Origin of the sequence: Zhongshania aliphaticivorans, assembly GCF_902705875.1 — a bacterium.
GTDB lineage: Bacteria > Pseudomonadota > Gammaproteobacteria > Pseudomonadales > Spongiibacteraceae > Spongiibacter > Spongiibacter aliphaticivorans_A.
On the sequence record NZ_CACSIK010000001.1, the window covers coordinates 1,339,796 to 1,358,901 of the forward strand.

Here is a 19,106-nt window from a genome sequence, read left to right on the forward strand (position 1 = left end):
AAAAGAGGGGCGTTAAGCAAAAAGCTACTCCCCCCTGTAAATGCATCCGCTGGTGCATGTTTCACGGATTTCGACCTGACTTAGTGCGCTTAAATGTGGCTTGAGCTGTTCCCAAATCCAAATGGCAATGCTTTCACTGGTTGGGTTGTGTAGGCCGGGAATGTCATTTAAGTAATGATGGTCCAGCTGTTCGTAAATTGGAGCGAACACTTGTTTAACTTCTGAAAAGTCCATTATCCAGCCGGTTTGTGGGTCTATGTCTCCCGCAATAAAGATTCTTACCAAGAAGCTGTGCCCATGGAGGCGGGCACATTTATGTCCTTCTGGGACGTTGGGGAGGCGGTGCGCTGCTTCAAAGGTAAATTCTTTGTATATTTCCACGAATTGATTCTCGGCTTTTAATGTAGGCAGTAATTGTCAGGTGGTGTTTTAAAGTTGGCGCCAATGGTAATCAGCAAAAGCGGTACTGTACAGCGTGCTGGGCATGCACTGTTTGGTGGAGGAGAATCTTGCGCGTAATATTGAGTAAAAAATGAGCAAAATCAGTGTTATAGCTTTTTTTTAAAGAAAATGTAAAAAAACACGGTACAGTGTTTGACACCGAAAGTGATTACTGTAGAATGCGCCTCACTCGATTGAGAGGGTGATTAGCTCAGCTGGGAGAGCATCTGCCTTACAAGCAGAGGGTCGGCGGTTCGATCCCGTCATCACCCACCATAATCGTGTAAAGTATGCGGACCGGTAGTTCAGTTGGTTAGAATGCCGGCCTGTCACGCCGGAGGTCGCGGGTTCGAGTCCCGTCCGGTCCGCCAACTTTAAATTATTGACCTCCCTGTTTTCCTCATATCTCGTGCGAATATTCAATTCCTACGTTGTGTGCGTATATCTGGACCGGTAGTTCAGTTGGTTAGAATGCCGGCCTGTCACGCCGGAGGTCGCGGGTTCGAGTCCCGTCCGGTCCGCCAACTTCTCTTCTCTATATGTAACTCACTATTTCTGTCATTATCTTTTGTTAATGACTATTACTCGCATGCCTGTTCTCTTCTTTCTGTTGATGTGAAGATTTGTAAGGTTGGCGATGGAGTCTTATTTAGCTTGCTGAGCGTTATGGTAAAACCTTAGTGGAGGTTCATTTTGGGCGCGTTAACGGAGGCGGTCATTTTCTTTGATGACGATGTTGTCGTGAAGGAAATGTTTTTTGCAGAGTTTGAGGCGGTACTTGATGATGTTGTTGGTATTCCGGATTTTGCTAATACCGAGGTTCAAGCTGCGTTTACTCAGATAGATGATGGCTTGCGTATTACGGGTGTCGTATTTTTTAGTATCGCATTTGATGTCAGGGGGCGAGTAGCAGGGCATTGGAATATTCCGCTTCGTCACCTGTTGGATCATGCTAGCTACGGTCCTGATTTGGGAGCGGGCTTAATACGTGTTGCGTGCCGAAGCGCGTGTCCAGTTGCTTGGTATCGTCGTCAATTATGGGATCCTGATACCAATGTAGGTGGGACATTTAGTCAGCTAAGCATGGCGATAGGACGTAATCGTTTAGGTCTTATCGCAGAGCGGAGTGGCGCTCCATCGCTAGCGGCGCCCGTGGCAGATTTTTTCAAAGAGCATACCGGTGTTCCGCCGCGTAATGAGGCTTCTTTTCGGCAAGATAGTGCAGTGCCAGTATTCCATCGTCGTTACCGGCAGAAATTACGCGCGATTCGCCATGCTGAGCAGTTACGGCTTGCTACCCAAGCTGAGGCATTCGACAGTGCGTTGGAGTTGCAGGCCGAAGACTTTACTCGCCAGCTTAGTGATCGTGAGTTGTTAATAAAAAAGCAGCGAGCTGAGTTGGATGAGCTAAAAGAGCTTGAAGCTCAAACCCAGGCGCGATTAGAACGGCAACAGCGTTTGATGAATCAAAAAACCGCAGAGCTCGAGCATTTACTAGAGAAAGGTGGGCAGGATTATAATCTTCAGATGACGGAGCTGCGTAAGGAGTACGCTGAGGAGTTGGAGCGAAGGTTAAAAGAGCAGGCGCTTGTTTTAGACGATGTTCTGCATAAGCGAGAACGTGAATTGTATGACCGAGCAACTGAAATTGTAGAGTTGCGAGGAGAGCTGAGCGCTCTAAGAGAGCAGAACAGATCATTAATGGTGGATAGCGATGGTAAATTGTTAAACACGATGGTAGAGCAAGGTGTGGTTTTTGTGGCCTATCATCCCGGCGTTGAGCATTTGGTGATTTCTCAAGAGGAGATGCCGGAATACCTTCGTGATCCAATTGCCTATGTTGCTCTGCGGTGCGAGGTCTCAGATGAGCATTATCGTGATTGGTTATCCCATTATCGCCTACCCATATGCAGAGCGACTGACGGCGATATGCAATATTGTGGTCAGCCTATAAAGAAAGTGATGCGACCGATGTTGTTTCGAGTTGGTGAATCGGACCGTTGCTGTGAGCACAGCACGTCAGGATTGTGATGGGTCGTTTGGTCAGATTTGGAGATGTATAGCCTGTGATACAGCATGTGTTTACTTCGCCTAAGGGTGTGCGAGTAGATATGCTTCGGTTGGATGTGCTTAATAGCCTTGCTCCGGGTAATAAGTGGTTCAAGTTAATCCCGAATTTCCTTGCCGCAGAGTCTGCTGGGGCTACGCGATTGCTTAGTTTTGGTGGTGCGTTTTCAAATCATTTGCATGCATTGGCAGCAATGGGAAAGGCTAAGGGGCTTGAAACCATCGCTTGTGTGCGGGCGGATAAAGAATCTGAAATAACACCAACACTATACGATGCCCAGCAGTGGGGGATGACGCTCCATTATTTAAGTCGTTCTGATTATCGCCGTCGTCATGATGCTGCCTTTGTTGCTGAGCTATTGGACCATTACCCCAAATCGTATTTAGTACCGGAAGGTGGGGGGAATGCCTTGGGGGCCATTGGCTGTCGCGATATTGTCGATCTTATTCCAGGGGCTGCTAGTGAGTACACCGCTGTTGTTTTGGCGTGTGGTACTGGTACGACCTTGGCTGGAGTTGCGTCAAAGGTTGCCGCAGGTGTCGAGGTTATTGGTGTGCCGGTGTTGAAGGCTGAAAAATTTATGGCCTCCGATATTTCTAATTTGTTATCTGAGTTAGGTGGTGATCCAGGAAATTGGAGGCTTGATAATCGGTTTCATGGCGGAGCTTATGCGCGCCTACCGTCGTATATGGCTGAATATATGCAAATGTTTGAAGGACAGTATGGTGTATTACTCGACCCGGTTTACACGGTTAAAGCGAGCTATGCTGTACATCACATGGTTGAATATGATGAATTCCCTGCAATGAGTCGAATATTGATGATACATACCGGTGGTTTGCAGGGGCGGAGAGGCTTTGGTCTAGCATTGAGCTAGCTCGCCCAATCGTCAGCAACTAAGAAGCGCCGTTGTTGCTGGGCATCAATTAGCATAATAGGCTTTTGCCTCGCCATCTCTAAATGCGTCTTTGATAATTGTGTGGCCGAATTATATTCGGCACCCAGCCAGCTAGGTTTTTCTATATAGCGCCATTTATCTTTTGCTGAACATTGGCTTTGTTCGCTTTCAAATTCACTGATATTCAGCCAGTCGCCGCGCTGGTGATTGGGGTTTAATGCCGCGTACTCAGCATTATCGCTACGATCGTGAAATAAAGTGCCACTTACCTGTATCTCTTGATCAAAATCTTCAATACCAAATGTGGAAATAACCTCTTGGCCTGCTTCTGTATAAGCAAGGGGGAGTTGGTGTTGGCTCAGGCGAGCTAACTTGCGGTCTAGTCGGTCTGCGCGGTTCGGTCCAAACCACTGGTCTAGTCCAGGAGGCGATTGTTTATTGCTAATGCCAAGGAAAAATTTAACGGCAAGTTCCAAATGAATATATCTATTTGATTGGTGGCAATAATAGATCAGGTCAAATTCTCCCAGAGTAACCTTATTGCTGCGTACTGGTATGTTGTGGGCGATGAGTTCTGTGTCGGGGTCTTCTTGAAGAAAGAAATGCCATAAGCTTTCAAAGACTAAGCCCAGTCGAGTGCTATGGCAGTGCTCGTTTAAATAGGTTTTGAGCTTAAGATTGTTGTTATCAAGGGTGTGTAGCCACTGCAAACGATGCTGAGTCAGGGGGAAATGCGGACGTGAAATGGTTTTTGTTGCGGTGGTTATTTCCGTGATCAAGGTTTCACTAAAGCAGCTCCATGCTAAAGCGCGAACAAGTGGCGATTGAAACTGTGGTGCTGCGGCAGTGCTGATGGCCATACTCCAATGCTAATTTTTTATCGAATGGTGGTTAATCTTGCCATAAAACTGCGGGATTTTACTTGCGGCTATAGCTTGTTCTGTTCCAAACTCCGCAATTGCACCCAACTCGCCCAGGCTTCTAGTATAATTATCGCTTGGTAACCGGCAGTAGGTATTATGGAACAGTTTCGCAATATAGGTGTGATAGGGCGGGAAGGCAACGGTGTTGCTGAAACCCTTGTGCGTCTAGTTGAATTTTTACAAATGAGAGAGCTCGGCATAGTGCTTGATGAGGCTGTATCTGAGTTGCTCCCAGAACATAATTTAAGGGTGAGCTCCCGTCGTATGATTGGTGAAGTCTGCGATCTTATCATTGTCGTAGGTGGTGATGGCAGCTTACTCGGCGCTGCGCGAATGTTGGCTCGTCACAGTGCGCCGGTGTTAGGTGTCAACCGTGGACGTTTAGGTTTTTTAACGGATATCTCGCCCGATGAGATTGAGGCCCAAGTCGGCTCTGTACTCGATGGCCACTATCGTCTGGAAAAGCGATTTTTATTAGATGTTGAGGTAACTAGGGACGGGGAACCAGTAGGTCGAGGTGATGCCCTTAATGACGTGGTGTTAAATTCAGGTACATCTGGCCATATGATGCAGTTTGAATTGTTTATCGATGGCGAGTTTGTTTACCGACAACGCTCTGACGGTTTAATTATTGCTACTCCAACAGGGTCGACAGCCTATGCACTGTCAGCGGGTGGGCCAATCATGCATCCGCGCCTTGATGCGATTGCAATTGTGCCTATGTTTCCCCATACCCTTAGTAGCCGCCCAATCGTTATAGACGGTAAAAGTGAAATTAAAATGGTGGTAGGGCGAAATAACGTGGTGCGCCCCCCGGTGACCTGTGATGGTCAGGTGAAAATTACTTCCCAGCCGGGTGATGTAATTCATGTTCGTAAAAAGCCACATAAATTGCGATTGGTTCACCCCTTAGATCATAGCTTTTATGCAAGCTGTCGAGACAAATTGGGCTGGGGTACTCATATCGGAAAAGAGGACACTGATGTCTGAGGTCGTGGGCTTGCGCTTGCCCTTAAATACAGATTTAGCTCAATTTTCTTCGCTTCTTTGGCAGGTTTCTATACCACATCGCATTGCAGAAGAGCGCGGAATGCAAGTGGTTTGGTTTGCTTCGGAAAGTCATGCCGGGCAAGCACGGGCCCTTTACGAAGGCTTGCAAACGGGTGAGGTAGATATCCAGCCAGTAATGCGAGAACAAACTTCTACGCTGGGGTCCAGCGATACTTGGTATCGGCGTTTATCCTCTGTGCCAGTGATAGCTGTTTTACTTGTGTTAAGTCTCTTGGGTGCTTTATTGCCCGTGCTTGATCGCAATTTTCAATACTTATCTTATTTGAGTTTTTACCAGCTTTATATTGTTGACGGTACATTGCGTGGTGACTGGCCCGTTGGTCAGTTGTGGCGAGTGATTACACCTGCGTTCCTCCATTTTGGCTTTATGCATATCGTCTTTAATAGTCTTTGGTTGTGGGAACTGGGTGGGATGATAGAGCGCCGCCAGGGGGCGGTGCGTATTATTGGTATTTTTGTGTTGGTCGCTGCGGGCTCAAATATCGCTCAGGCTATGAGTAGTGTGTCGCTGTTTGGTGGGATGTCAGGTGTGATATATGGCCTGCTGGGTTATATCGTGGTTTGGAACCGCATGCGGCCGGAGCAGGCTTTTCCGTTGGTGAAAGGGGTTGCAATAGTGATGCTGGTTTGGCTTCTGTTATGCATAGCCGGTTTTACTGAGTTGTTAGGTGTGGGCGCCGTCGCGAATACTGCCCACGTTAGTGGCCTAGTGTTAGGTCTTATTTTGGGGTTTGCCGCAGCATTGCTAGACCGTAAGCCTGGCTGATGTTTTGGTATATAATTACTGGCCGTATTTTACCCTGACGGCCGATGAAAGCGAGAGAGTGATGGATTTTGAACAATTGGTGGACAATATTACGCCGACAATTTACGAAGGTTTAAAGCGCGCGGTAGAAATTGGTAAGTGGCCCGATGGCAGGTTGTTAACCGCCGAGCAGCGTGAGCACTGCATGGCCGGTGTTATTGCCTATGATTTAAAGATGAATGACGAGCATGAGCGCGTTGGTTTTATTGATCGTGGCAGCAAAGCTGAAGGTGAGGTTTGCGGTGACGATCATCACGACAATGATGCAGATCAAGTATTAAAGTGGGCAGAATAAATAAATGAGTTTTTCTTCCTATATTGGCCCTGTCGCAAAAATGAAAACTCGCTTGGTTGATGATTGTGCTTTATATAGCATGCCAATCGGTGATGAGTTTGTAGAGATGAATCCTTTAATTGGTCGCTCTCTTCGTCTTGAATTTCGTCAGCAAATAAATTGTATTCATTGCGGACGACTAACCAAAAAGAGTTTTAGTCAGGGCTATTGCTACCCCTGTTTTCAGCGATTGGCACAATGTGACAGCTGTATCGTTAGCCCCGAGAAATGCCATTATTTTGAGGGTACTTGCCGCGAGCCTGAATGGGGCGAAAGTCACTGCTTCAGGGATCATATTGTTTATCTGGCCAACTCGACTGGCGTGAAGGTGGGAATTACCCGTGGGACACAAGTTCCAACACGCTGGATTGACCAGGGCGCAGTCGCGGCATTGCCGATTTTTAGAGTGAGTAACCGTTTGCAGTCAGGTTTGGTTGAGACCTTGTTTAAACAACATGTAGCTGATAAAACCAGCTGGCAGGCAATGTTAAAGGGGGAGCCGAGTGAGGTTGATTTGCCGGCACGCCGAGATGAATTAATGGAACTTTGCCAAGCGGGTATTACTGATTTACAAACACAAAATGGCATACAGGCGATTCAAGCGATTGATGATGCCACTGTCCAGCATATTCGCTTTCCAGTTGAAACTTATCCCTTAAAAGTTAAATCATTTAACCTAGATAAGGTCCCGCTAATAGAAGGCACTTTAATGGGGATAAAAGGGCAGTACCTTATCTTTGATAATGGCGTAATTAATATTCGTAAATACGCCGGATACCACATTGAATTAAGTTGTGGACTATAGACAATCAGGAGTAGTTTCATGCGCGACGCGCAGCCAAGTACGATCTTTTTAAGTGATTACCGTGTCCCCGATTTTTTGATCGACAGCACTCACTTGCAATTTGAGTTAGGGGAGGACAGTACCTCGGTGTGTTCTGTTTTAGCGATGCGGCGTAATCCGGATGCCGCCGAGCAAGGGGCGCCGTTAAAGCTTCATGGAACAGAGCTTGAATTGATTTCTTTGGCAATTGACGGTCGTCAGCTTAGTGACGCAGAGTGGTCGCAAAGCGGTGAAGAGTTAATTATAGACAATGTTCCATCGTCATTCAGTTTGAGTTGTGAAACACGGCTTCGCCCGCAAGAGAATACCTCGCTCGAGGGGCTTTATAAATCCAGCGGTATGTTCTGTACCCAGTGTGAGGCCGAGGGCTTTCGGAAAATCACCTACTACCTTGATCGACCAGATGTAATGTCGGTGTTTACAGTTGAAATTATTGCTGACAAAGAGCGTTATCCGGTATTGCTTTCAAATGGCAATTTAATGTCAAGTGAGGAGCAGGCTAGCGGGAAAAGTAAAACGGTTTGGCATGACCCCTTCCCAAAACCGGCGTATTTATTTGCTTTAGTGGCAGGCAAATTGGCGGTGGTTGACGATCAATTTGTGACGATGAATGGTCGGTGTGTTGATCTTAAAATCTATGTCGAGGAAAAAGACCTCGATAAATGTGATCACGCCATGCTGTCTCTTAAGAACGCAATGCGCTGGGATGAAGAGGTGTACGGTAGAGAGTACGACCTTGATATTTTTAATATTGTCGCTGTTGACGATTTTAATATGGGGGCAATGGAAAACAAGAGCCTTAATATTTTCAACACCTCCTGTGTGTTAGCTAAACCTGAAACTACCACAGATGCAGGCTTTCAGCGTGTTGAAGGTGTTGTTGCCCACGAATATTTTCACAACTGGTCGGGCAATCGAGTTACTTGCAGAGATTGGTTCCAGCTCAGCTTAAAGGAAGGGTTCACGGTGTTTCGCGATGCCGCTTTTTCTTCTGATATGGGCTCGCCTACAGTAAAACGGGTTGAAGATGTTACCTTGCTGCGCACGGCGCAGTTTGCAGAAGATGCCGGTCCAATGGCGCACCCAATCCGTCCTGATTCGTTCATAGAAATTTCAAATTTTTACACCGTTACAATTTATGAAAAAGGCGCTGAAGTCGTTCGCATGATTCATACTTTGCTGGGGCCAGAGTTGTTCCGCAAAGGCAGTGATTTGTATTTTGATCGTCACGATGGTCAAGCGGTAACTTGTGAAGACTTTGTGTTAGCGATGGAGGATGCCAGCGGTATTGATTTACAGCAATTTCGTAACTGGTATTCTCAAGCGGGTACGCCACAATTAATGGTAAGTGGTGTATACGATGAGCAAACAAAGACCTATACCCTTTCTGTTAAGCAGTCTTGTCCAGCAACTCCTGGGCAGCCGCAAAAAGCGCCGTACCATATTCCCTTGGCGGTTGCTCTGATCGGCGAGGCAGGACAACTTCCCCTCAATTTAGATGGTGTGGAGGCAGATATTGAGACTGCCGATAACACTGAACGTGTGTTAAACGTTAGTCTTGCCGAGCAAGACTTTGTGTTTAAGGATGTTGAAGAAGAGCCGGTACCCAGTTTATTACGCGGGTTTTCAGCGCCGGTTAAACTGGTATTCGATTATAGTCGCGCCCAGCTTTTACGACTTATGCGTAATGACAGTGATGGTTTCTGTCGCTGGGATGCGAGTCAGCATCTAGGTTTGCTTGAAATAAAATCTGCAATAGCTACCCAGGCCGCTTTATTAGAGCCTGAGTACATCGATGTGTGTCGCGATATATTGGCAGATACTTCATTAGACGCAGCCATGGTGGCCTTGATGTTACAGCTGCCTTCAGAGGCTTATTTAGCTGAAATCATTCATCCCGTTGATGTGCATGGAATTCATCTTGCCCGTGAGTCGGTGCGAAAAGCACTGGCAAACGCACTTAAAGATGAATTGATGGCTTGCTATTCTCGCTGTCAAAGCAATGAAGAGTATGCAGCCACTGCGGAGCAAATCGCGCGTCGCAGTTTAAAAAACACTGCGCTGTCTTTCTTGATGCTATTACAGGAAGATCGCTTCACTCAGTTGGCGGTGTCGCAGTTTGATACCAGCAGCAATATGACGGATAGATTGGCGGCATTGAGCTGCCTCGTGAATAGTGACGCAGAATACAAGGCTGAGGCCTTACAGCTTTTCTATCAGCAGTGGCAGCATGAGCCATTGGTGATTAATCAATGGTTCCAGGTACAGGCTATGTGTCATTTGCCGGGAACGTTAAAGACGGTTAAGGAATTAATGTCTCACCCAGCCTTCGATATTCGTAATCCGAATAAAGTGCGGGCGTTGATTGGTGCATTTTGTGGTCAAAATGGGGTTAATTTCCATAGCGAGGATGGTGCCGCCTATCGCTTCCTTGCCGACCAAGTACTTTTGTTGAATCGTAGCAATCCTCAAATAGCGTCTCGTTTATTGGTGCCATTAACTAAGTGGCGCAAGTATTTACCTGCGGCGCAAAAGCTTATGTATGCAGAATTAGAGCGAATTCTTAGCGAACCTGAGTTGTCTAGCGATGTGTATGAGGTGGTGTCGAAAAGCTTGCAGGACTACGAGGCAGCTTAAGCCAGATTGCCAAGGCTAAAAGAGCGTTACTTTTTTTAGCCTTGGGCTTACCATTTTCAGTGATTTATAGCTTGTATAGTTGACTGCACTAACTGCGATATTTGTTATAACAATATATGCTTATGTTATAAGTGTATGATTTTAAAGATTTTATTCTATTTTTTTCGCGTTTTATGCTAGAGTTGCGATCCTGTTTACACTTGAACTGATGGAAATGATGGATCTGGACTTAAATGCGTTAAATGCTGAGCTTCGCAATAAATCGGCAGCCGATATTATTCGGTGGGCAGTGTCACTTGGCGAACCCATTATGGGGTCGACAAGTTTTGCACCAAACGCAGCCGTCATGCTCAAGTTGATTACCGATATTGCCCCTGAAATGCCGGTGGTATGGGCGGATAGTGGCTACAATGTGCCGGATACCTACCGTGTTGCAGAGCAGTTGATAAAACAGCTAAAGCCCAATTTAAAACGTTATATTCCCGAAATAACCGCTGAACACCGCAATGCAATTATGGGGGGAATTCCGCACCCTGATGATAACCCTGAGTTACACAAGGAGTTTACCCGTCAGGTGAAACTTGAGCCGTTTAATCGTGCCTTCGCTGATTTAGCTCCCAAAATTTGGGTGACGGGAATTCGTAAAGAAGAGACGGCATTTCGACAAAACCTGGATGTTCTGTCTTGGGATGGTCGCGGTATTTTGAAGGTGGCCCCGCTTTTCTACTGGACAGAGGCCGATGTGTTGGCGTTCATGAGTGAGCACAGTTTACCGTCGGCAAAACATTATTTTGATCCTACCAAGGTGGCAGAAAACCGCGAATGCGGTTTACATACCTCTGCTTAAATACTGCGGCAGTACGAGCACTCGCCGCAATCCTTCCTCAATGATATCGTTGTCGGTATTCTACCGGCTCTGAATCAAGGTCTTTTACATATGTATTCTGTTTTGCGACGCTTATTGTTTTGTCTTCCAACTGAAACTTCCCATCATTTGTCGTTAGCCTCTGTATCCCTCCTTCAAAAGTGCGGTTTGAGTCGCTTGGTCTCTAAGCCGTTGTTGCCATTGCCAAGAACTGTCATGGGGATTGAATTTCCAAACCCTGTGGGTTTGGCGGCGGGCTTGGATAAAGACGCTAAACACATAAATGGCTTATCAGCATTGGGTTTTGGTTTTATCGAGGTGGGTACGGTAACGCCTAAGCCGCAGCCAGGTAATCCGCAGCCACGTTTGTTTCGCTTGCCTGAAGCGGAGGCAATTATTAATCGGATGGGCTTTAATAACTTGGGGCTGGATCACTTGCTAGCCCAAGTAAAGGCCAGTGGCTATCAGGGTGTATTAGGAATAAATATAGGCAAAAACAAGGATACGCCTGCAGATAAGGCTGTTGACGATTATTTGTTGTGCCTGCGCGGAGTTTATCCTTACGCCAGTTATGTCACGGTTAATTTGTCATCACCCAATACCCCAGGGTTAAGAGATCTTCAGTTTGGCCAGCCATTAATTGATTTACTGAGTACATTGAAAAAAGAACAGCTGGCACTGGCTGAGCAGCATGGTCGATACATTCCAATGGCGGTTAAAATTGCGCCTGATATGGCAGAAGATGATATTCGCCGGGTCGCAGAGGTGTTTGTAGAACAGGGCATGGATGGTGTTATAGCGACCAATACCACGATTGCGCGTGACGCAGTTGCAGGACTAGCAAATGGCGATGAGCAGGGCGGCTTAAGCGGCAAGCCGGTGCGTGATAGCTCAACCAAAGTGGTTCAAATATTGGCTGACGCTTTACAGGGGCGCCTGCCAATCATCGGTGTTGGAGGAATTAGCGATGGTGATTCTGCAGCCGAGAAAATAGCGGCAGGTGCGTCATTGGTGCAAATTTATACGGGTTTTATATACCGTGGCCCAAGTTTAATTTCTGAGGCAGCAGAGGCAATCGCCAAAGTGGAGAAGTTGGCTTAATGGCAATAGATAGTACGCTTATCGAAGCCTTTAGTGTTTCGCTTGCGACGTTTTTTGCGACTATTGGTCCGATTGATGTCGCGGCGATGTTTGCGGCTCTTACCAGTGGCGTGTCAGATAAGAGGCGGCGTCGCACGGCGGTGCGAGGTGTACTGATTAGTGGCGCTATATTATTGGCGTTTGCCTTGCTTGGTGAAATGATTCTCAATGTTATGGGGATTTCCCTTGCTGCTTTGCGGGCTGCAGGTGGGGTGTTATTGCTCTTGATTGGCATAGATCTAGTTACTGTTAAGGGCAGCGGTGCAACCACGACAACAAGCGATGAAGATCAAGAGGCCGAGGAGAGTAATGATATTGCAGTTTTTCCTTTGGCGACACCGTTGATTGCAGGCCCCGGTGCTATTGGCGCGGTGATTCTGTTAATGGCACATGCCGACGGCAATCTTGTCGAGCAAGTAGCGGTGATTACATCTCTGTTACTGGTGCTTCTGATGACCTTATTTTCGTTATTGCTGGCAAGTCGCCTCCAGAATTGGCTTGGAGTAACGGGGATGCATATGATTAGTCGTGTGTTTGGCGTTTTATTATGCGCTCTGGCCATTCAGTTTTTGTTTGATGGCATTGCACAGAGCGGCTTGATATCGGGTATGGCAGCTGGCTAGGTCTCGTGGCTATCATCATTTATTAAACGGTTTACCAATAGCGACTGCTTCTGGGCCGTCAAAATGCATTTTTGCCTGCTGAATTGACACAGTGCATATGGGTTTTTTAGGCAGACCTAACTCTCTGAGTTTTAATGCTAAGGGATGTTGTTGGCCAATTTTTGGTTTCTTACCTCCGAGCTTGAAGGTGACTCCTTTACCTTCTGTTGTGCCTATGGTTTTCCATGCCAATCCATCACGAATTGCCAGCGAGGGTGCGGCTTGCGGTTTGGCTGTCGCGTTAGATCCTGTTGCAGCCTCTATACTAAATACTAATTCTTCATCATCTTTGAATGTTGTATTAGCCGTTTTATCACCAAAGTGAATATCCACATCGGTTACCCATTTCGGAAAGCCCCAAATGAAGCGCCCAGCATGCGTGGTGAAACACTGGTTTACCGGCATGCGATAGACAAAATTACCCAGTGAACCTTTAATCATGCCTGACATTGCGCCAATGATTGGCAGCGGTTTGGGCTCACCGGGAGTGGTGACGGGAAATACAATGGCTGCTTCGTTGTAATTGCCTAAATCGTTTTGTTGATAATCAACCCCAAGTAATTGCATTAATGCTTTGCCTGGCCAAATTTCCACCACAGTGAAGCCACTGTCGGCGATTAATGCTTGTGCTTTTTTAGCGCTCACAACAAAGACGTTCATGAGCATAGATGCGGCTGCAACGTTAACCGGCAGTGTGATTTCTTGACCTGCAATACGGTAGGTTTGCGCATCGACTTTGGTGCAGTGCTGATTGGTGATTTCTTTGCCTGAGTCGCCGATAACCGGCACTTCTTGGCATATAATTGCCGTATCCTGCATTATGGAAAATCTCCTTGTTATTATTGTGACTTCATCCATTTTTGAAATGGTAACGGTAGTGTAACTCGATTGTGGGTATTAACGGATTACAATGGCGTAATCTGTCGGTTTGCTGCTACCGTGTGAAAATTGTTTTGCGGCGTTTAATCTCACTCCTTTTGACGAGTGTAATGTGCATTTTAAGGAAATCATGACATATGGCTAAACATATCTCTGCTCGAGTAAAGGAGGGGGTTCTGAACGCGGCCTCTAAGAGCTTTAGTTTGTCTGCGGCAACCGACACCTCCGGCCGCAGAATTAGCTTGGCGGAGTTTGGTGTGCGTGGGTCGTGGCGAATAATACAAACGGCGGTTGCCGTGTATCCTCGGGCAGTTAAGTGGTTATTACAGCGACGCCAGCCAACTCCGGCAGAACTACGTGAGTTATTTGAATCTTTGGGCGCTACCTACATTAAATTTGGGCAGTTTATTGCAAGTTCGCCGTCAATTTTTCCCAAAGAATACGTCGACGAATTTCAGCACTGCTTAGATCAGACCCCGTCTTTGCCGTTTAATAAAATTCGTCACATTGTGGAGCAGGACTTGGGGCGACCACTTTCGGCATATTTTTCCGAGTTTGATGAGTCTGCACTGGCGTCGGCGTCCATTGCACAGGTTCACGCGGCTAAATTGGTGACGGGTGAAGACGTAGTTGTGAAAGTTCAGAAACCTGGCGTTCAGGCAATTTTAACGACAGACATGAATGCAGTGTATTTGTTGATCCGCCTATTTGAACTCATTTTACCTAATACGGATAAAGACGCTGTTGCTGGCTTGGTAGAAGAGATGTACCAGTCGATGATTGATGAATGTGATTTTGTAAAAGAGGCGGGTAATTTACAACAGTTTAGGCAGTTTCTCAGTGATAGTCACAATGATGTTGTGATGGCACCAAAACCCTATACTCATGCCTCTGGGGCAAAGGTGCTTACCATGGAACGATTTTATGGTGTGGCACTGACTAATGAAGTGGCGATGGTCAAAGAGGGTATCGATCCGGCAAGTAGCTTGTTTAATGCACTGAACACCTGGTTTGCAAGTTTAACGCAATGTCCCTTCTTTCATGCAGATTTGCACAGTGGTAATTTAATGATAATGCCCGGTGGTAAGGTAGGTTTTATTGATTTTGGTATGGTCGGTCGAATTCAGCCAGAGGCTTGGCAAGCTATATTTAGTCTGTTTATGGCAATGAGTGAACAAAATTATCGCTTGATGGCAGAGTCGATGATCAGTGTTGGGGTTACTCGCGATAAGGTCGATGTTCATGCGCTTACGGTTGATATTCAGTCGTTATTTGATGGTTTGAATGCCCTAGACCCCCAGCGTGTACTTGAAGATCGACAGGGGGAGGGTATTAATGCCTTGCTAAGCGAGCTCGGCGATATCGCCAAAAAATACGGAATTCGTTTTCCTAGAGCCTTCACGATGCTGTTAAAACAATTTTTGTACTTTGATCGTTATATGGAAATGCTGGCTCCAGGTGTTGATATGTTTCAGGATGAGCGTGTTAACTTCTACCTGAATTAAAGAAGGTCGTGGAATGGTCAATTGCTAGGTCGAAGCTTGTTCGGTCTAGCAACTCGTTTTTTCGAATTCTAGCTGGGTTTCCTGCTGATTATTAAGTCTGTACAACTATTACCTTTCACCCCACCATATTGTAAGTAGATCACACTATTCATTCCCCTTACCTAAGCACTGTAAAGTGTATTCATGGCGATTCGTGTGCGCATAGGCAGTGTGCCGATATATTTCATAAGAGGTAGGGAGTATGGCAGGTGGAATGATGCTTGATGTAAAGCAATCCATTGCTGCCCTGCCTATAGCTCGGCAGTTAATGCTGTGCCTAATCGTAAATGTGCTTTTTTGCCTTATATTGGTGGCTCTAATGAGCATGTATACAACGACTATTACTAGTAAGCTAGCGGATAGTCGGCATATTAAAAATTATGGTGCGTTAATTGAGTCGATTGCCAATCAGACGAGCAGTCAGGCAGATTTATCTGAGGCTATTTCATCATTAGCGCTTTCTGATGATGTCGGTGCAGTCTGCTTGTATCGTAGCGCTGAGGGTGGGCAGAAGGTATTGTTGGCTGGGTTTGATAACAAAGTTGGCAAGCTGACTTGTCAGCCCCATTTCTCTATGGACGATAATTTTTATAGTAGAGAAATTACTTGGTCACCCCTTAAGCGCGGTGAAGTACTGCAGTTATATATTAAACCTCATACGGTGTTGACCCTGGGGGCTACTGGGATCATTGGCTGGGTGGTGGCTATATTTCTATTTTATCTGCCGGTGGCCTACTGGTTTGCCAATATGGTTGGTCAGCGCTTTTTGGCTCCACTGCAATTATTGTCTAATGTGATAAAACAGATTACAGAAACACGTGACTTTTCGGTTCGCGCAGATATTGAAAAAAATAGTGTAGTAGGTGAATTACCTGAATATTGCAATGCCATGCTCGCGAGTGTCGAAAGCAATAATCAAGATTTACTTAAGGCGAAAGAGGAGCTTGAGCTCAGAGTACGAGAAGTTGATGTTAGTAATCGTGAGTTAACGCTTGCAATGCAAAAGTTGAGGTCTACTCAGAAACAGCTAATTAATAATGAAAAAATGGCGTCACTGGGTGGTTTGGTTGCAGGGGTTGCCCACGAGATAAATACGCCAGTGGGGGTGGGAGTAACCGCTGCATCCACGCTAGTTGAAAGCACGCGCACGGCAAGTGAAAAATATCGTCGCGGTGAGTTAACAAATTCAGAATTGCTGAGATATATGAAGCATGCCACTTCAGCGTCGGGTATTATTTTAGATAACCTTGATCGGGCTGCTAATCTTATTAAAAGCTTCAAGCAAGTCGCTGTTGATCAAAGTACTAGTGAAATTCGTGTGCTGGACGTTAAGGAGTATATTGGTCAAGTATTGTTAAGCCTCCATCCACAGCTTTCTAAAACAAAAGTCAGTTGTGAATTCTCTTGCCCAGACAATATTGAAATTCGCTCCTACCCAGGTGCGATTTCGCAAATAGTCACAAACCTAGTCATGAATGCCCTTGTTCATGCCTATGATGATGGAAAGGCGGGTTGCTTATCGTTAAAAATTTACGAGTCTGATGCGGACTGGATTTCTATGGTGTTTAGCGATGATGGCTGCGGTATCTCCCCTGAGAATCTCGCCCGAGTTTGGGATCCTTTTTTTACAACTAATCGTAATGGCGGTGGAAGTGGTCTCGGTTTACATATCGTGTATAACTTGGTGACACAGCAACTGTGCGGCTCGGTGGATATAAAAAGTCGTGTCCTTGAGGGCACAACAATAAGCTTTTTGTTGCCAAAGGATGTTGGCAAGGTAGCTCCTTATGAAAAAAATTGATAATGCACCATTAAATGATAGTTTAAGTCTTGCTGACGAGTTGGCGACCAACTCTGTGGGGGTAAATACCAAGCCATGGAAGCTGCTAATTGTTGATGATGAAGAGGTCGTGCATGCCGTAACCCACTTGGCGCTAGATGGTTTTCAGCTAGGCGGACGAACATTAGAATTTATTAGTGCGTATTCAGGCCTAGAAGCACAAGAGATATTACAAGGCCAAGATGATATTGCGATTATTTTACTTGACGTGGTCATGGAAACTGACCGGGCTGGATTAGATTTGGTCCACTATATTCGCCGGGAGTTGAATAATAAGTTTGTTCGCATCATATTGCGTACTGGGCAGTCTGGGCAGTCGCCAGAACAAGAGGTGATTACCCAATATGATATAAATGATTATAAAGAAAAAACGGAGTTAACAAGACAAAAGTTATTCTCGACGGTGTACACGAGCCTTAGATCCTATGAGGATATTATTGCTTTAGAGGAAAATAGAAAAGGGTTGGCCAAGGTTATTTCTTCATCGGCAACAATATTTCAAACTCGGGATATATCGCAATTCTCTGAGGGGGTGTTAGAACAGTTGACAGCATTGCTGCATTTAAATAGTGATGCAGTACTTGTTAATTCATCCGGCCTTATAGCTCGTTCAGGCATGGGAAAACTTAAAGTGTTAGCGGGCACAGGGAAGTATAAGCAGTATCAAGGAGATTTTGATGTTGCTGATTTTGATGATGAAATTGTTGATCGTATAAGCAGTGTTTTAGAAAACAAAAAGAGCAATTATGGTGAAGATTATTGGGTCAGCTACTATATTACTAAATCTGGTTTGGAGCAGTTTCTATACGTTACATCGAATGATGTATTTTCTATACCAGATATTAATATGATTGAGCTTTTTGTAAAAAATGTCGCTATCGCTCATGAAACAATTGCACTACTGGAGCGAAAGTAATAATGACCGATACATTCGATAGGGTCTCGACCAATATGGCAGAGAATGATGACCTAATTCTTGCTGATGAGCACAATATATTACTTAATCAGAATGCAAGCTCTGAGAATAATACCTGGAAAGTACTTATCGTTGATGATGAAGAGGAAATTCATGTTGTTACTCGGTTAGCATTGCATGACTTTAGCTTTGGTGGTCGTCACCTTGAGTTTGTTAGTGCTTTTTCAGGGCAGGAAGCCAGAAAACTAATACAGGAACATCCAGATACGGCAGTTATTCTACTTGATGTTGTTATGGAGACAGATGATGCGGGCCTTGAGGTTGCTCGTTTTATTCGTCAAGAACTGGGGAATCATTTTGTCCGCCTTATTCTCCGCACCGGACAGCCTGGTTTAGCGCCGGAGCGCCGTGTATTAAAAGTTTATGATATAAATGATTACCGAGCTAAAACCGAGTTGACCCAAGACCGTCTATTTTCGGTGATTTATACCGCGCTGTCTTCTTATCGAGACTTGGTTGCTTTAGCGCGTAGTCGTCATCAGCTTATTGGCTTGGTAAATGAGATTGAGCAGCTTTCCCATCTTGCTGCACGGGATTTGCAAATGCCACTGAACCATGTTGTTTCAGCTGTACGTCGTATTGGTGGGCAGGAAAAAGAACTATCGCAAGCAAATTTAGCGGAAGATTTCTTGGAAATAAGAGGGAATGTTTATGCAATGCAATCAGCATTAAATAAGCTCGTTGCCCTTACCTCTGTGGGTCGCTTTAACGAAAGTAGGGAGTTGGTTGATTGCAACGCGATTGTTAGTGATGTCTTACTTGATTTAGACGGTATGTTTCAATCTAGTCACGCCAACCTTCATTGTGAAACTTTACCAACTGTTTATGCCTGTCGTCGTCAGTTGATGCAGTTGTTTAAAAATTTGATTAGTAATGCCATTCAATTTACAGAGGGTAGAGAGCCAGAAATTTACATTAGTGCTATGACCCATGAGCGAAATTGGCTTTTTACTGTGAGCGATACCGGTGTTGGGATTAGGCCAGAGAATCACAGTGGTCTATTTAATCTATTTCATCGGGATACGAGCGACGGTACAGGTACAGATTCTGGTGTAGGGTTGGCGATATGCGAGAAGATTGTACGCTGGCACGGTGGGAAAATATGGTTAGAGTCAGAGCTTGGCAAGGGATCAACGTTCTATTTTACCATTCCTTTGGCTGAATAGGTGGGGAGGCCCA

General features: G+C 45.6%; 17 protein-coding genes and 3 tRNA genes. 17 read left to right on the forward strand and 3 right to left on the reverse strand.

All coding sequences use genetic code 11. The annotated features are described in order from the left end of the window. Nucleotides 1-24: 24 nt before the first annotated feature. A complete protein-coding gene (gene queD / locus AELLOGFF_RS06060) occupies nucleotides 25-381 on the reverse strand; it encodes a 6-carboxytetrahydropterin synthase QueD (RefSeq protein ID WP_159267832.1) in 357 nt (118 codons plus the stop codon). A gap of 260 nt (nucleotides 382-641) precedes the next feature. Here queD and AELLOGFF_RS06065 point away from each other — a divergent pair. The 5 genes from AELLOGFF_RS06065 to AELLOGFF_RS06085 all read left to right on the forward strand — a co-directional run bounded on the left by AELLOGFF_RS06065 (nucleotide 642) and on the right by AELLOGFF_RS06085 (nucleotide 3,386). Beyond that, nucleotides 642-717 (forward strand) — tRNA-Val (locus AELLOGFF_RS06065). A gap of 18 nt (nucleotides 718-735) precedes the next feature. After that, nucleotides 736-812 (forward strand) — tRNA-Asp (locus tag AELLOGFF_RS06070). 76 nt (nucleotides 813-888) lie between these two features. Then, nucleotides 889-965, forward strand: a tRNA-Asp gene (locus tag AELLOGFF_RS06075). A 169-nt stretch (nucleotides 966-1,134) separates the two neighbouring features. Beyond that, nucleotides 1,135-2,472 (forward strand): hypothetical protein, encoded by a 1,338-nt coding sequence (locus AELLOGFF_RS06080; protein ID WP_159267833.1) that lies wholly within the window; start codon nucleotides 1,135-1,137, stop codon nucleotides 2,470-2,472. A gap of 35 nt (nucleotides 2,473-2,507) precedes the next feature. Further along, entirely contained in the window at nucleotides 2,508-3,386 is an 879-nt protein-coding gene (locus AELLOGFF_RS06085) for a 1-aminocyclopropane-1-carboxylate deaminase/D-cysteine desulfhydrase (protein WP_159267834.1), read from the forward strand. On the opposite strand, the gene AELLOGFF_RS06090 is transcribed toward AELLOGFF_RS06085, so the two are convergent. Continuing rightward, nucleotides 3,383-4,267, reverse strand: a complete 885-nt coding sequence (locus AELLOGFF_RS06090; protein ID WP_159267835.1) for a DUF1853 family protein — start codon at nucleotides 4,265-4,267, stop codon at nucleotides 3,383-3,385. The genes AELLOGFF_RS06085 and AELLOGFF_RS06090 overlap by 4 nt on opposite strands. A 159-nt stretch (nucleotides 4,268-4,426) precedes the next feature. Here AELLOGFF_RS06090 and AELLOGFF_RS06095 point away from each other — a divergent pair, with 159 nt between their 5' ends. The 8 genes from AELLOGFF_RS06095 (at nucleotide 4,427) to AELLOGFF_RS06130 (ending at nucleotide 12,649) form a co-directional block, all read left to right on the forward strand. Next, complete coding sequence (locus AELLOGFF_RS06095) at nucleotides 4,427-5,320, forward strand: NAD(+) kinase (protein WP_159267836.1); 894 nt, start codon at nucleotides 4,427-4,429, stop codon at nucleotides 5,318-5,320. Then, a complete protein-coding gene (locus tag AELLOGFF_RS06100) occupies nucleotides 5,313-6,167 on the forward strand; it encodes a rhomboid family intramembrane serine protease (protein WP_159267837.1) in 855 nt (284 codons plus the stop codon). The genes AELLOGFF_RS06095 and AELLOGFF_RS06100 overlap by 8 nt, the downstream gene beginning before the upstream one ends. Before the next feature lie 61 nt (nucleotides 6,168-6,228). After that, nucleotides 6,229-6,501 (forward strand): YeaC family protein, encoded by a 273-nt coding sequence (locus tag AELLOGFF_RS06105; RefSeq protein WP_159267838.1) that lies wholly within the window; start codon nucleotides 6,229-6,231, stop codon nucleotides 6,499-6,501. A 4-nt stretch (nucleotides 6,502-6,505) separates the two neighbouring features. Continuing rightward, nucleotides 6,506-7,345: a DUF2797 domain-containing protein gene (locus tag AELLOGFF_RS06110; protein ID WP_159267839.1), complete on the forward strand. Its 840-nt coding sequence runs from the start codon at nucleotides 6,506-6,508 to the stop codon at nucleotides 7,343-7,345. Nucleotides 7,346-7,363: 18 nt separating this feature from the next. Then, nucleotides 7,364-10,021 carry an aminopeptidase N gene (gene pepN / locus AELLOGFF_RS06115; RefSeq protein ID WP_159267840.1) on the forward strand — a complete coding sequence of 886 codons (2,658 nt, stop codon included), beginning with the start codon at nucleotides 7,364-7,366 and terminating at the stop codon, nucleotides 10,019-10,021. A gap of 214 nt (nucleotides 10,022-10,235) precedes the next feature. After that, nucleotides 10,236-10,868: a phosphoadenosine phosphosulfate reductase family protein gene (locus AELLOGFF_RS06120; RefSeq protein WP_235035728.1), complete on the forward strand. Its 633-nt coding sequence runs from the start codon at nucleotides 10,236-10,238 to the stop codon at nucleotides 10,866-10,868. A gap of 90 nt (nucleotides 10,869-10,958) precedes the next feature. Continuing rightward, nucleotides 10,959-11,987, forward strand: a complete 1,029-nt coding sequence (locus AELLOGFF_RS06125) for a quinone-dependent dihydroorotate dehydrogenase (protein ID WP_159267841.1) — start codon at nucleotides 10,959-10,961, stop codon at nucleotides 11,985-11,987. Next, complete coding sequence (locus AELLOGFF_RS06130) at nucleotides 11,987-12,649, forward strand: MarC family protein (protein WP_159267842.1); 663 nt, start codon at nucleotides 11,987-11,989, stop codon at nucleotides 12,647-12,649. Before AELLOGFF_RS06125 ends, AELLOGFF_RS06130 begins: the two co-directional genes overlap by 1 nt. 15 nt (nucleotides 12,650-12,664) lie before the next feature. On the opposite strand, the gene AELLOGFF_RS06135 is transcribed toward AELLOGFF_RS06130, so the two are convergent. Then, nucleotides 12,665-13,507 (reverse strand): acetoacetate decarboxylase family protein, encoded by an 843-nt coding sequence (locus tag AELLOGFF_RS06135; RefSeq protein ID WP_159267843.1) that lies wholly within the window; start codon nucleotides 13,505-13,507, stop codon nucleotides 12,665-12,667. A 197-nt stretch (nucleotides 13,508-13,704) separates the two neighbouring features. Between AELLOGFF_RS06135 and AELLOGFF_RS06140 the strand changes: the two genes are divergently transcribed. The 4 genes from AELLOGFF_RS06140 (at nucleotide 13,705) to AELLOGFF_RS06155 (ending at nucleotide 19,093) form a co-directional block, all read left to right on the forward strand. Continuing rightward, nucleotides 13,705-15,072 (forward strand): ABC1 kinase family protein, encoded by a 1,368-nt coding sequence (locus AELLOGFF_RS06140; protein ID WP_159267844.1) that lies wholly within the window; start codon nucleotides 13,705-13,707, stop codon nucleotides 15,070-15,072. Between the two features lie 358 nt (nucleotides 15,073-15,430). After that, nucleotides 15,431-16,912: a sensor histidine kinase gene (locus AELLOGFF_RS06145; protein ID WP_159287833.1), complete on the forward strand. Its 1,482-nt coding sequence runs from the start codon at nucleotides 15,431-15,433 to the stop codon at nucleotides 16,910-16,912. Continuing rightward, nucleotides 16,899-17,867 carry a DUF3369 domain-containing protein gene (locus AELLOGFF_RS06150; RefSeq protein ID WP_159267846.1) on the forward strand — a complete coding sequence of 323 codons (969 nt, stop codon included), beginning with the start codon at nucleotides 16,899-16,901 and terminating at the stop codon, nucleotides 17,865-17,867. Before AELLOGFF_RS06145 ends, AELLOGFF_RS06150 begins: the two co-directional genes overlap by 14 nt. Nucleotides 17,868-17,869: 2 nt before the next feature. Then, nucleotides 17,870-19,093 (forward strand): sensor histidine kinase, encoded by a 1,224-nt coding sequence (locus tag AELLOGFF_RS06155; protein WP_159267847.1) that lies wholly within the window; start codon nucleotides 17,870-17,872, stop codon nucleotides 19,091-19,093. Nucleotides 19,094-19,106 lie beyond the last annotated feature (13 nt).